The following is a 14109-nucleotide window of genomic DNA, read 5'->3' on the forward strand; positions in this document are numbered from 1 at the left end:
GATAAATTTACTACCGAAGCATTAAGCGTTGTGATCGGCGTTATACGCTATAATTACATGCTACCTTGTCCTCCCCCAAACGGGAGTGACTTACAAAACCTTTATTATTGCATTCTTTAAAGCATCATTTAAATTATCTCCATTATTTAAAACACCTATTCCATCTCCTCCATTATTACTTGCTATATCTCCAACATTTATTAGTCCACCACCACCAGAAATTGCCATTAAATCAGCATCGTTGAGTTCGTCTTGCAATTCCCAATTTACAGATGCTAATGCGTTGGTTGCGGTTTCAATTGCGTTAAGTGCGTTCATTTTTTTAACCTCAAGTTTTGTGTGTTTTGACTTTATACTTTAAACGTTGAATTTGAGCGTAAGCGTGAGTGCTAGGTATCGAAGGCAAAGGAGGTGGAGAAAGTTGTCGATAAATTTACTACCGAAGCATTGAGCGTTGTGATCGGCGTTATACGCTATAATTGCATGCTACCTTGTCCTCCCCCAGTACCTTGTCCTCCCCCAAAGGGGAGTAACTTACAAAACCTTTATTATTGCATTCTTTAAAAGATTATTTAAATTATCTCCGTTATTTAAAACACCTATTCCATCTCCTCCATTATTACTTGCTATATCTCCAACATTTATTAGTCCACCACCACCACAAATGGTCATTAAATCAGCATCGTTGAGTTCGTCTTGCAATTCCCAATTTCCAGATGCTAATGCGTTGGTTGCGATTTCAGATACGTTAAGTGCGTTCATTTTTTTAACCTCAAATTTTGTGTGTTTTTGCTGTTTTTGCTTGTTTTCGCTGTTTTGGAGTCTATGTTTTTACAATAACCGAATTTTTGCTGAGTTCCTATCTATCTATGTAAGTATTTACGCTGATTTACATATCTATATAAATGTGGACTTACATATCTATATAAAAGGGATTTACATAGTTACATAAATATGATAATAAAATGTGCTTTTTTAGTCTGAAGTCTTCCGTACATACGTACTAATATAGCTTGAAAATCTTGCTTTACAATCAATTTTTCTTTCCCCCCGTTTCCATTGGAGTCTCCTCCACCAGACGCCGCGCGTATGCCTAACGGCACGCCTTACAGCGAACGCATGATTGCGTGCGCTTTGCGCTTACGGAGTAAACCTCCGCTCAAACAACTCTTAGCAACGCACTGACTCCCCTTCTAGAGGCAGGCTTATAACCCTCTTTTAGCCCCTTTTTAAGGCTATCTATTACCCGGATCTTTCTTAATATTTGCGAGAGTACTCGCTCACCACCCACCAAACCCTGATACTCCGTTACACATTCCCAATAAAAATGCTCTTTTCCTAAGAAGCATGAGTGGTCAACGGAGGAAACCTCCCTCCGGGTATCTCCTTCAGAGACGCTCCGCGTTCGCCCTTGGCGTGCGCTTTGCGCTTACGCCAGTCCCCCAATCTCCTGCACAGACGCTACTTTGAACGTGACGGAAACCGGAGCCACTGCGCTGCCTCACCGCTCAAACAACTCTTGACAACGCACTGGCTCCCCTTCAAAAGCTATCCATTATCCGGATCTTTCTTAATATTTGCGAGAGTACTCGCTCACCACCCACCAAACCCTGATACTCCGTAACACATTCTCAATAAAAATGCTCTTTTCCTGAGAAGCATGAGTGGTCAATTGTCAAGTCTTGCCGAAAAGTCAATCAAAATAAACTTTGTATAGTAAGCCTTTCAGGATTGTTAAGAAAGATCTGGACAATGCATAGCTTTCAAAAGGGGGGCTTATAACCCTCTTTTATCCCCTTTTTAATGGGTCGCCGCAGGCGGGGGGATCTTAACCGAACCGTATTGTGGCGGGTGGGGTATTTCAGGATTTATAAGTGATTAAGCGAACTTGATATATAGCATTTAAGTATCGATTAGGACATGTAGATATGAAAAAAATACGGATATCACGATACTTTCAAGCCTGTTCCCTGTTCCCTGTTCCCTGCGCTGCACTGAGCGCGGTCGTTGTGTTCCCTGCTATAACTGATAACTGATAAACCAAAACCAGCTAGCAAGTCTTACTGGTCAAGTAAGCTGCTAGCTGGTCAGAAAGTTATTATAATGTTAGCTAGTGTCAAGTGCCAATTGACACTTTGGGAGCAGTGCCAGGTATCTAAGTACTGGGTAGGGATTTTGCCAATATCATGAGCGAGAAATTTGAGATGTAGGAAATAAAATAATTGCTACTTAAACTAACCAGAAATTTAAGTGCGATGGCATGATAATTGACTTAAACTAACCAGGAATTTAAGTACAATTGCCATGATAATTGTTCCAAAGTGTTTACGCGGAGCGTCAAGACTCCGGCTTATCGCCATGATAATTGTCCAATCAGATTTTTCTTAGATTGCTTACCCTACACTGCTTTAAATCAGCGTCTTTTAGCTAATAAAACCGCTTTGCCCTGTTGAGTGGAAGTAGTAGAGAACTTTATCACTGCTAATCGAGCATTGTGTATTTGATGCACGTTTAGGCATTATATAAAGTTATTGTGGGTTACTTCCCAAAAGTACCAAGGGTAGTAAGTAAAGCACCCACAGGAGGAATAATAGGCGTAACTCCTGCACCCAGAGTAACTAGAAGATCATCAACAGCAGTACCAACAGATCCACCGTTGATTACCATTAAATCAGCATCAGACAGTTCTTTAAGCTCAACAGTGGTTTCAGATACGTTACGTGCGCTCATTTTCTGTTACCTTGTGTTTTGTGTGTTTTCACTCTGTATTGAGTGCATGTTTGTATAATATTTCGGTTATTTCTGGATTCCTATCTATCTAAAGAGGTAGTTATGTTTAGTTACAAATTTACCTGAAAAATGCGTAGTCAAATCTCTAAAAAAAAGAGATTGACATAGTTCTATAAATAGAGTGAGTATGTGCTTTTTTAGTGTGAAGTTTAATTGCACGCATGTACTAATAAAGCTGGAAATCCTTGCTGTACAGTCAATAGAAGGTGTAGTTAATGCACTGTACCCATGTTGTAATTGTTGGAAATTAAGGCACATCAATAGGTATGCAAAAAAGTTGGGGAAATTTGTTGTTATAAATCTGCTGTATAATAACTGTACTGTATGGCCGCCAATATTCTGTGTAAAAAAATATTATTAGCGTGAATAGTCCGCAGTGGGTGAAACAATGTCAAATTACTACCACGAGTGCGCGATATGCGTAGCCTCAAGCATATGCGCAAAGCGCACGGTGCGCGAACGACTGAGGCTATGCCTGCGGCACGGCTACGGCTATCGACGGTGAACTCAGCCGAACCGCGCTCACGCCGAAGTCCAACTGATTGAGCGAACTTGATATAATAGATATGTGGAAGTCCTGTATCGCCACAAAGATAGGTTATGCAGATTTGGTTTTGATTTCATCGAATGGTTTTGTAATGCTCACAGATGCGACATCGTTGTTTTGAACAACACCTATAAAGCACCGCACCAGGAACTTATGGAAGATTTTATGAGATTATGCACTGTTTTTCTTCTAAACTTTACTTTTTGAGAAAATATGAAAAAGTCATAAACGCGGAGGCAAAAACCGACAATTCGGACAGATTTGTGCTAGATTAGTACAACGAGGTACGGCAATGTCCAGGCGCAAAAAGAAATCCAAAAACGAGCTTCATAAACTATCAACTCAGGTTGTCAACGTTGTCTTGATTGACGATGCTGTCAAATCTGAGTTGTTGGATCTCATGAAGCGCTTAGGAATTGTTCGTTCTGAATCGTACAATAAGCTTGGCAGTGTCAGGCATTGGGGGATGAACTGGCAGAATGCATACCCTGAAGTTCGTTCGTTTAGGACACCTGAATCATTGGGATTGCCATCCAAATTGATGGAATGGACGGTCAGCGATGTCGCCAAGGCGATACTTGCTCAACAGGCTGCAACAGTTGCACTTGTAGTTCGTAAAATCTGGATTAGATATCCTGACGAAGAAGCTCGCAATCAGGCTTACAGAAAGCTCAAGTCTACTGAATTTCGTAAAGACCCGTTCTTAAGCAGAATTATCAGAGAACAATTTCAACGTGGTCACACCTGGGTGGGCAACCAGATTGTTTATCAGCCAGAGGCTTACTCGGTAACACGGATCAGCCGTTTTGTTTACAGGCTGAGTGCGTCTGGCTTGAGGAAAGGTAAGCGTGTTCAGTTCCATGTGAGGAGTAATCGTAAACCAAGCGGACAAATCAGAGTTATTTACAATTCAGAGTTAGACCGCTTTGAGGTTCACTTTTTAGTCAGCTTTGGTACTTACATCAAATCAAAGGACGAAGAAAGAACACCCATCGGCATTGACAAAGGATACACGGAAGCCTTGATTGACTCTAATGGCAGGTTTTACGGTGAAGGGCTAGGCAAGCTATTAACCAAGAAGTCAGACAGAATTACAAACAAGAATCATAAACGTGGCAAGCTGTTTGCTATCTTTGGCAAGCATAAAGAGTATGACAGGGCGAAAGCCGCACGCATTCTTGGAAACAACCTATCCAGAAAAACTGAAAACAAGCGCTACAAAAAAGACCAAGCTGTTATCTGTTCCTTGCTTGGTCGTGTTTCCAAATCCCTGTTTAGTGCAGGTAAGTTAAAGGTTTTTGCAGAGGACTTGACGGAACCCATCAAAAATAAACGTCAAGCCAAGTCAATGTCTCGCAAATTGAACAGTTCGGTCAAAGGACAGATGCGAGACAGTTTAAAGAAATGGGCTGACTGGAGCGATTCAGTGATCTCAGAGGTCAACGCTGCATACACGTCACAAACGGACGCTGCCACGTTTACCCTTCTAGGGAAGCGGGACGGTGATCGTTTTATCAGGCATACTGGGGTCGTGGTACAGGCTGACTGCAATGCCGCCAAGGCTATTCTTTATCGAGGTACGGATAAAGAAATTACTCGCTACATGAAGGCGGGTGAAGTGCAAGCGGTGTTATTGCGTCGTACTGCAATGTTTTTGAAACTTGAAGGTAAGAGCTTGGAAGATGCAGTGGAATTGAGTTGGCTCGATTCTAAGCATCGGAAAAACCCTGAGTTTCAAAAACTGGTAGGTGGGAGTCTACCAATGACTAGAAAGAAAACCCAGCATTAACAACTGGCGCGGGTGGAAGGCGAAATCCTTAGCCGTTGCACCACTCCTCACTCAGTCAACAATCTGTTTTATACCGCTTAATAACGATTTATCCTATTTTGAGAGTCTCCCTGAAAGGAAATGAACGATTACTGCTAGATGACCCAGAAAAAGTTTGGGTCGTTAAAAGTGGGCAAGTGTCATTATTTGCCACAAAAGTCTCCGATGAGATGCCTTTGGCTTCTGGGCTTTCTGAGGCGGCTACAAACGAACATCGCCGTTATTTATTCAGTGTAAGTGCAGGCGAAGCGTTGTTTGGTGCCGCAACCAAAATCGGTGAATCCTTGAGTTTAGTAGCAATAGCAATTGAAGCAACAGAATTATCCCAAATTTCCATCGCAGATTTGGTAGCATCAGGTGCAGTAGCGGGTGAAACAGGAGCGATAATAAGCCCTTGGCTTGACGCTACGCATATCGAGCTTTTACAGGGTTGGATAAACCACTTAAGTGAAATATTCAGCACCGAACCCTCAGCAGGAAATTTTTCTCATTATTTATCCTTAATAAAACCAGAAAATGCCGCTTCACTGCCAAGCTTTTTGGCTGAGTTACATTCTGAATTCTTCAACTATTTAAATTCGTTGCAACAGCAGGAAACACAGACAGCGTTTCGCCAATTTCAACAACGAGAGCAACTCAACCGTCAGGTTGTCAATTCCGCACTCTCTAAGTTAGCTTCTGTGTTGCAACCAGAGCAAGAAGCTGTATCTTTTCAAGGAACACCGCTGCTGGTGGCGGCGGGTGCTGTAGGACGAGCAATGGGGATAACGATAAATCCTCCGGCGCAGTCTGAGGACATCAGCCGAGTCAAAGATCCAGTGGAGGCTATTGCTCGCTCTTCCCAAATTCGGACTCGTCGCGTGGTGTTAGAGTCTGACTGGTGGCTGAGTGAGTATGGTCCACTTTTAGCTTATACCCAAGAGGAAAAGCGTCCGATCGCTTTGTTACCAGCAGGTAAACATTATATTTTCTTTGATCCGGTTGCACAAACTCGCACGTTTGTCAATCAAGCAGTAGCGGCAACCCTCGCACCGCAAGCATACCAGTTTTACCGACCGTTACCCAAAGTTATCAATAATGCACTTGCGTTGTTTCAGTTTGGCATTAAGGGTTATGAAAAAGACATCATTTTAATTCTGGTAACTGGGATAATTGGTAGTTTGTTAGGGATGGTTGTGCCGCAAGCAACAGCGCTTTTGGTGGATAATGCAATTCCAGATAGCGATCAGAGTTTATTATCGCAAATAGGACTGGCACTGTTTGCGATCGCCTTTGGAAGATCAGCTTTTGGCTTGTCTCAAGGGATTATTTCATTGCGAGTGGAAAATGCTGCTGATAGTAGTTTGCAGCCTGCGATTTGGGATCGACTCCTGAGATTAAGTCCAGCATTTTTCCGCTCTTATTCCTCTGGCGACTTACTAAACCGGACTTTATCAGTAAACCAAATTCGTCGGCTACTATCGGGAGCAACGCAACGCACCCTGTTAAGCGGACTGTTTGCTTTACTCAACTCAGTGCTAATGTTTGTTTACAGTTGGCAACTCGCCTTAGTTGGGGTGGGCGTAGCTTTGCTAACAGCTGCAATCACTGCTGTCTCTGGCTTGCTATTAGTTCGCTTTTCGCGACGGCTGCAAGAATTGGATGGTGAAATTAGTGGGCTAACAGTACAACTTATAAATGGAGTCGCCAAGTTGCGGGTAGCGCAGGCAGAAGAACGAGCGTTTGCAGCTTGGGCAAATCAGTACAGCCAAAGAACGAGACTGACAGCAACATCGCAACAAATTAAAGACAGTGTTTCTGTGTTGAACGAAATACTATCTTTGCTTACTTCGGCACTGTTGTTTGGGTTGGCGGTGGTGTTTCTGCAAAAGGCTCAAGCCAGTGGTAGCGGCGGGTTCACAACAGGAACATTTTTGGCGTTTAATTCCGCGTTGGGAATTTTTATCGGGGGAGTCAGCAACCTCAGCAATACTCTGATTACTATTTTGGCGATTGTACCACTGTGGGAGCGGGCAAAACCGATTTTGCAGCAGGAGATGGAATACGATTCTAACAAGGTTGATCCAGGACGCTTGACGGGTCGTGTCCTTTTAGATCATATTAGCTTTCGTTATCGTGACGATGGTTCGCCAATTCTTGATGATGTCAGTGTTTACGCACAACCAGGGGAATTTGTCGCGATTGTGGGACCATCAGGAAGTGGAAAGTCAACAATATTGAGGTTGTTGTTGGGGTTTGAAACTCCACTCTCAGGAAAAGTGTACTACGATGGTTTTGATTTGGCAGAATTAGATCTAGTAGCGGTGCGAAGGCAGTTCGGGGTAGTGCTGCAAAATGGTCGAATTGGATCTGGCTCAATTTTTGAGAACATATCTGCCTCTGCGTTGATATCGCGCACTGAAGCTTGGGAAGCCGCGCGGATGGCGGGGTTTGCTGGTGATATTGAGCAAATGCCGATGGGGATGCACACAGTTATTAGTGAAGGTGGTACCAATCTCTCCGGAGGACAACGCCAGCGATTATTGATAGCTAGAGCACTTGTCAATAAGCCGAAAATTATTTTAATGGATGAAGCGACCAGTTCTTTGGATAACCGCACACAAGCGATCGTAACTGAAAGTTTAGATAAGTTGAATGCAACTCGGATAGTGATTGCTCACCGCCTCAGCACGATTCGCAATGCTGACCGAATTTATGTGATGGAAGCAGGGCGCGTTGTACAGGTGGGTACATTTGAGGAATTAGCCGAACAAGAGGGGTTGTTTTCTCAACTGGTCGCTAGACAAATGGAATGAAGAAGGCTTTGTGCTTTGTTTCCAGTTGTCCTTTCGATGCGGTGATGATTGCCGATTCGATGGTAACACGCGCTGCTGGTTTGCTCATGCCGCTGTTGGTTAGGCGAGAAGCTGACAACATTATTGACCGGTACTGAGCGATCGCCGAAGAATAAAAAAGAAAGGTTGGGGTGAATTTTTCAAGTCCATAATTCCTAACAGCGTATTGTCATCTACTTTCCGAAAAGAGTCATTAACTGGAAAATGATCATAAATCATCGTGGCGCTGACTTTTCCTCGATATTCCATCATGCGGAGTCTAGCTTGACTTTTCTGTGTTTTCAGTAAGGAATTAGTTAGAATCACCAAAGGTTTCACAAAATCATTTTTGAGGATTGGAAACTTCAAAACCCAGTTCGTTAGTCCCATGTAATTGGGCGCAACTTTTATAACTTTTCCCTGGCTATCTAAAAATAACAAAGGGTGAACATTCTCAGGATCAACAAATTCTTTTCCATACCAATTAAATTTTTCTAATAAGCCATCCATAGGGTGATTGGTATGAAGCCCAGATCCTTGCCAACGACCGAGCATAAAAGCTAAATTAATAGGTTCGAGAGCGTCAAATAGCTCTAAAGCTTTTTCGGTTGTCGTTTGACCAGTTTTAAGAATCAACTTGCAGGTTTCTAATGTTTGCATTTTTTCAGTGTGTCTTGCTTGTGTTTTAGAAATAGCTTACACAATTTTTTTAGCCTAATGCTGTAAACCCAAACTTAACCTCAAGACTGATCAACCGGACATAATATTATTGGCGATCCCGGATTGTGTCGCTAGGGGTCAGTGTAGAAGAACGTCACGGAGCATTGTTATGTTTAAGTATTTTGTAAGTCTGCTGCTAGTTACACTGGTGCTAACCACCATTTTGAACTTGACTACCTCGATCGTTGGAGCACAACATGACTTATCAGCCAACGACTGAGTCGCTTTCACAGCACAAAGTGCCGGACTGGTTCAACGATGCCAAACTCGGCATTTTTATTCACTGGGGCGTGTACTCCGTACCCGCTTGGGCACCACTGACTGGTGAACTGAATCAGGTGATTGCAGAACGTGGCTGGGAATATTGGTTCAAGCATAACCCCTACGCTGAATGGTACTACAACTCCATGAAGCTTGAGGGTAGCAACACTTATAATGATCACCGTGCAACCTACGGCAAGGACTTCACTTATGACGACTTTATCCCAACATTTAACACAGCTATTACGAAGTGGAACCCATCACAATGGGCCAAACTGTTCTCTAAAGTAGGTGCAAAGTACGTCGTGCTGACGACCAAGCATCATGATGGTTTTTTGTTATGGCCCAGCAAAACCGTTAACAAGCCAGAACGTGTGGCGGCGCGTGACATCGTGGGCGAACTCACACAAGCCGTGCGTAAAGAAGGTATGCGCATGGGTGTGTACTACTCTGGTGGCATTGACTGGTCTAATCAAGATACGACTGTGACAGATTTTGAGACACTAGGCAAAGCAGTCATCCAAGATCCGGCTTACGCTAAATACGCTAACACTCACTGGCGCGAACTCATCGATCGCTATCAGCCATCAATTTTATGGAATGACATTGGCTATCCAGTTGCTGGCAATGCAAGCGAGATTATCGCTTACTTCTACAATAAGGTGCCTCTTGGTGTCGTCAACGACCGCTTTGATTTGGGTGGGCAGTTGGGCTTGCATTTCGACTTCTCTACACCAGAATACGCCAAACTCAAAGATATTAACCCTCGCAAGTGGGAAAGTACGCGTGGTCTGGGTTACTCGTTTGGTTACAACCAGAACGACACTAACTCTAACATGATCTCGGTTGACGAACTGGTTAACTCGTTTGTTGACATTGTCAGTAAGAATGGCAATTTGCTGCTCAACATCGGTCCAGATGCCAATGGTGAAATTTCCAAGCCGCAGCTAGAACGCCTGCTTGGCTTGGGCAAGTGGCTTTCGGTGAACGGCGAGGCAATTTTCGGTTCACGGAACTGGATACGCTCAGAAGGCATGAGTTCCGAAAACATCTCAGTGCGCTATACAACAAACAAAGGCAACTTATACGCTGTTTTACTCGATACGCCGAGCGGCAAAACGATTACTATCCAAGGATTAACTGTGCCGGAAAATGCGACGATTACGATGCTAGGGGCCGAAAGTGAACTTGAGTGGCAGCAGAACGGCGAGAATTTAGTTGTCACACTGCCGGATATGTCTTCAATGGAAAAATCACCAGCCTACACGATGAAGATCAGCCCGATGCCACTTTAAGTTCATCTAAAGCATTTGAATATTACCTTTTGCCTTCTTCAACAAATTGTTGAATTCCTTCCACCAGTTCGTCGATTTCTGATTCTAGAGTTAAATAGTGAACACAAGCACGTACGCAGTCAGGATCGGCTATTGTTCTGGTTAATAACTTTTGTGACTCTAAAAACATCACGAGTTGGCGGCTAGCTAATGGTGTTTGATTTGTCAGTAGAAACGAGACTAAACCGCTTTCTGGTGGAGAAGTTCGCAAACATTTGATATCGGGTAAAACTTGTAATTGTCGCCACAGGTACTCACTATTGCGGCAAATTTGCTGATAACGTTCCTCTGGTGTTCCCCACTGCTGATGAGTTGCGATCGCCTCCCTTAGCGCCGTGTAAAGTGGATAGTTGGATGTCGCTACTTCATAGCATTTCCCATCGCTTTGCCAATCGATAGGCTTTCCTTTACTGTCTAAAATAACGCTGCGCCAACCGATAAACGTAGGTTTTAAACTGTCTCGGGCTTCTGGTCGCACATACAAACCTCCCGTACCACCAGGACCACACAGCCATTTATGACCCGTAAAGGCGTAAAAATCCGCTTTCAATTCAGTGAGATTTAATGGTAGTAAGCCTGCAGATTGAGCCGCATCTATCAGAAGTTTGACTGATTTACTTATGCATAACTCAGCTATCTTGTCAATAGGCAAAACTTGACCAGTGTTCCAAAGAACGTGACTCAATATCACAAGACGAGTCTTGGGACGTAAGTGTTGGGCAATCACTTCAACGGGATCGCCTTCATTTAAAGTTGCCATTAGGGGACAGGTGGTGAGTTCAACACCGAACCTCCGCCCGATTTCCTGAGCTGTCGCGATAATACCAGGGTGTTCGCAGTCGCTAAGCAGGATATGGTCGCCAGCTTGCCATTCAAGACCCCACATAGCAATATTACAGCCGACGGTGACATCCTCAGTCAGGGTGATTGTTTCGGCTGGGACACTTAACTCAGAGGCGATCGCATTTCTTACAGCTTTTGTCTCCTGTATGATCCAACTGTTCACTTCAGTCCCAAAAGGACCTATTTGTTGGATATAAGCTTGCGCGTCAGATATCGCATCCAAAGCCGTTTGTGGCATTGGTCCTTGACCGCCGTAGTTAAAATATGCTTTATTTGCTAAACCTGGAAAGAGCTCTCGATGCTGAAGCAGCGTGGTTGGTGATGCAGAAATACTAGTCATCAGTGATTAATTACTTAGTCATGATATATTAATTATTTTTATACAAAAATTTCAAATTCTTTTTGTCAAGTGCGTGTCCGTAAGGCATACTTTGTCAAGTACGTGTCTGTAATAGCCTGATTTGGTGATTGTGCCAAACTCAGAAATTTTCAGGTAGTCCCTGATTTTTCTGAGTGAAATGTATCTGTTGACAATAACTTCAACTTTAGTTATCGGCTCACTACCAGAAAGTAATAATTCTTGTTACCTTAAAAGAATGTTAATCAATGCTGAACTGCTGCTGCAATACCAACGTTGTAAGCGCCGACCTTTTTTAGACATTCACGGGGATAAAAGTCGGCGAGAACCTGAGAGTGAGTTACTGTTGAAACTTTACCAGGACAGGATTGCTCATCACAGGAGTATTTTGACACAGTTTACGTATCAGCGACCAGTCTATCGACACGGAGACTGGAAAACAGGAGTGACAGCAACCTTAGAATTAATGGAACAAGGGGCTGAGTCCATTTATCAAGGAGTGCTGGTGCATGGTTATTCTCATACACATACACTACTAAGCCGTCCAGATATTCTTGTCAAACATAGAGGAGAGTCCCGCTTTGGAGATTGGATGTATGTTCCAGTCAATATTGAACTGGGTAAGCGTCCTAAACAGGAGTATCAGGTTGTAGCAGCATTTCACGCGTATGTGTTGGCAATGGTGCAACAAAGTGAGTTGGAAATAGCTTGGCTGATGCTGCGTGGTAGAGAGGCGGGTTATTCGGTGGATCTACTCAAATGGATGCCACAAATGCATCGTTTTCTTGAGGAGTATATTCAAACTCTAGAAACAGAGGAAGCGCCTGAAGTCTTTATCTCTCGTCAACGGTGCAATCTTTGTCCTTGGTACGATTATTGTTATACTGTTGCCCAATCTCAGAAACACCTTTCTTTGTTACCAGGAGTGACACCTGTTCGCTACACACAACTGCAAGCTTTGGAGATCACAACAGTAGAATCTTTGGCAAAAACTTATCCGACTCAATTAGAAAACTTGCCAGGTTTCGACAGCGCAGTCGCACCCAAGCTGATACTACAAGCAAAATCTATCCTGGAAAACCGTCCGTTCATCATACCGAATTTGCCACCCAAGCAACGATATGTCTTAAATTCTTGTACGGTTGACACTTCTGTTTACCTCGACAGAACTATAGAAGTTCATAGAGAAACTACACAGTTGCTTTCCCTGAGGAATGACACCTTATCTACAGCGCCTGTAGAAATGTTTTTTGATATTGAGGCGCAACCAGATTTGAATTTAGATTTTTTGTTAGGAGTTTTGGTTGTTGATAGGCAAGCCAAAACAGAACAATTTTATTCCTTTTTAGCAGAAAGCCCAGAAGAAGAAGAATTTGTTTGGCAGCAATTTATGAATTTGGTTTGGCAATATCCAGATGCACCAATTTATCATTTTTGTGTTTATGAACTAGATACAGTCAAACGACTCGCAAAGCTTTACCAGACTCCACAGAGTTATGTATTGCCCGTACTGAATCGGTTTGTGGATGTCTACAAAATCTTAACGCAAAACGTGGCATTGCCTATAGAAAGTTATGCTTTAAAAGCGATCGCTCGATGGTTGGGGTTTGAGTGGCGTGATCCAGAAGCCAGCGGTATGAAGTGTATTTACTGGTATGACGAGTGGTTAGAGACAGGCGATCGCTCCTTACTTGAAATTATCCAACGTTACAACGAAGACGACTGCCGCGCAACCCGCAGCGTGAAAGACTGGCTGGTAAACTTTTTTCAAAAAAACAATGGTTCGTAATCAGCACTTTGTCTAGTGTCATTGAAGCGATGGGGATCAGTTTACCTTACTCCTCCACGATGGGAGCAGAAGATGAAGAGAAAGCCGAAAGTACTGAAAAATGTGCCTTCGTGTTGGTAGAAGCTATTCGTAAGCAAATCTTACCCAGTTCAGATTATAACTCCCAAATCCATAGAAAATGCTATTTCTGTCATCATGGCACTAGGTAATTCCACAAATGCAGTGTTGCATCTGCTGGCGTTAAGCGTAGCTCTGCCGTAGGCAATCGCCCACACTATTGCCCTCGAACTTACGCTCGACGACTTTGAGACTATCCGCGCTCGTGTTCCTGTTTTGTGCGATTGGTACTTACAGTATGGTTGTAGGTTACGTTCCGCCAGAAGCAGCAGTTGGGGGAGGCGATCGCTTTTGTTAAAGAAGGCGATACCATTACCATTGATGCCCATGCTCGTTCACTACATTTACATATATCTGACGAAGAACTAGCCCATCGTCGTGCAAATTCGCAACAGCATCCACCCCGTTACACTACAGGCGTGCTGGCAAAGTATACCAAGTTGGTATCTTCCAGCAGTCTAAGTGCAGTAACGGATTTGGATTTGTTTTAATTTCTACATCCGTACACCAGGCTTGAGCCACTTTCTGTAGCTCAGTATAGACATGATCATTGTCAGCAACAAAAGAGGCGTTAAGGTTGATGACTCTGGTATACGCTGTACTGGAGGTGGTGGAGTTACGCCGCCACCCGGAGGAGTTACGCCGCCACCCGGAGGAGTTACGCCGCCACCCGGAGGAGTTACGCCGCCACCCGGAGGAGTTACGCCAC

At 43.6% G+C, this 14109-nt stretch carries 9 protein-coding genes and 2 pseudogenes; 5 read left to right on the forward strand and 6 right to left on the reverse strand.

Features of this window, described 5'->3' with window-relative positions:
• Nucleotides 1–90: 90 nt before the first annotated feature.
• From AC5JM2_RS15480 to AC5JM2_RS15490, 3 genes are all read right to left on the reverse strand, one after another.
• Nucleotides 91–318, reverse strand: a complete 228-nt coding sequence (locus AC5JM2_RS15480; RefSeq protein ID WP_495835764.1) for a hypothetical protein — start codon at nt 316–318, stop codon at nt 91–93.
• Nucleotides 319–534: 216 nt separating this feature from the next.
• On the reverse strand, nt 535–762 hold the full coding sequence (locus tag AC5JM2_RS15485; RefSeq protein ID WP_495835765.1) for a hypothetical protein: 228 nt from the start codon (nt 760–762) through the stop codon (nt 535–537).
• Nucleotides 763–2538: 1776 nt separating this feature from the next.
• A complete protein-coding gene (locus tag AC5JM2_RS15490) occupies nt 2539–2730 on the reverse strand; it encodes a hypothetical protein (protein WP_495835766.1) in 192 nt (63 codons plus the stop codon).
• 899 nt (nt 2731–3629) lie between these two features.
• Between AC5JM2_RS15490 and AC5JM2_RS15495 the strand changes: the two genes are divergently transcribed.
• Together AC5JM2_RS15495 and AC5JM2_RS15500 are read left to right on the forward strand one after the other, a co-directional pair.
• Complete coding sequence (locus tag AC5JM2_RS15495; RefSeq protein ID WP_495835767.1) at nt 3630–5126, forward strand: nuclease/transposase family protein; 1497 nt, start codon at nt 3630–3632, stop codon at nt 5124–5126.
• Nucleotides 5127–5224: 98 nt separating this feature from the next.
• Complete coding sequence (locus AC5JM2_RS15500; RefSeq protein WP_495835768.1) at nt 5225–7960, forward strand: NHLP bacteriocin export ABC transporter permease/ATPase subunit; 2736 nt, start codon at nt 5225–5227, stop codon at nt 7958–7960.
• A 120-nt stretch (nt 7961–8080) separates the two neighbouring features.
• Here the strand turns inward: AC5JM2_RS15500 and AC5JM2_RS15505 are convergent, their stop codons facing one another.
• Complete coding sequence (locus tag AC5JM2_RS15505; RefSeq protein WP_495835769.1) at nt 8081–8638, reverse strand: DUF4334 domain-containing protein; 558 nt, start codon at nt 8636–8638, stop codon at nt 8081–8083.
• A 257-nt stretch (nt 8639–8895) separates the two neighbouring features.
• Here AC5JM2_RS15505 and AC5JM2_RS15510 point away from each other — a divergent pair, with 257 nt between their 5' ends.
• Entirely contained in the window at nt 8896–10254 is a 1359-nt protein-coding gene (locus AC5JM2_RS15510) for an alpha-L-fucosidase (protein WP_495835770.1), read from the forward strand.
• 22 nt (nt 10255–10276) lie between these two features.
• On the opposite strand, the gene AC5JM2_RS15515 is transcribed toward AC5JM2_RS15510, so the two are convergent.
• On the reverse strand, nt 10277–11476 hold the full coding sequence (locus tag AC5JM2_RS15515; protein ID WP_495835771.1) for an aminotransferase class V-fold PLP-dependent enzyme: 1200 nt from the start codon (nt 11474–11476) through the stop codon (nt 10277–10279).
• 256 nt (nt 11477–11732) lie between these two features.
• On the opposite strand from AC5JM2_RS15515, the gene AC5JM2_RS15520 reads away from it, so the two are divergent.
• Complete coding sequence (locus tag AC5JM2_RS15520) at nt 11733–13283, forward strand: TM0106 family RecB-like putative nuclease (protein WP_495835773.1); 1551 nt, start codon at nt 11733–11735, stop codon at nt 13281–13283.
• Nucleotides 13277–13891 (forward strand): annotated as a pseudogene (locus tag AC5JM2_RS15525) (dihydroxy-acid dehydratase domain-containing protein); the annotation flags it as partial. The gene AC5JM2_RS15520 and the pseudogene AC5JM2_RS15525, both read left to right, overlap by 7 nt.
• 3 nt (nt 13892–13894) lie before the next feature.
• On the opposite strand, the pseudogene AC5JM2_RS15530 reads toward AC5JM2_RS15525, so the two are convergent.
• Nucleotides 13895–14109: pseudogene (locus tag AC5JM2_RS15530) on the reverse strand (hypothetical protein); the annotation flags it as partial.

Source organism: Brasilonema angustatum (assembly GCF_059505445.1).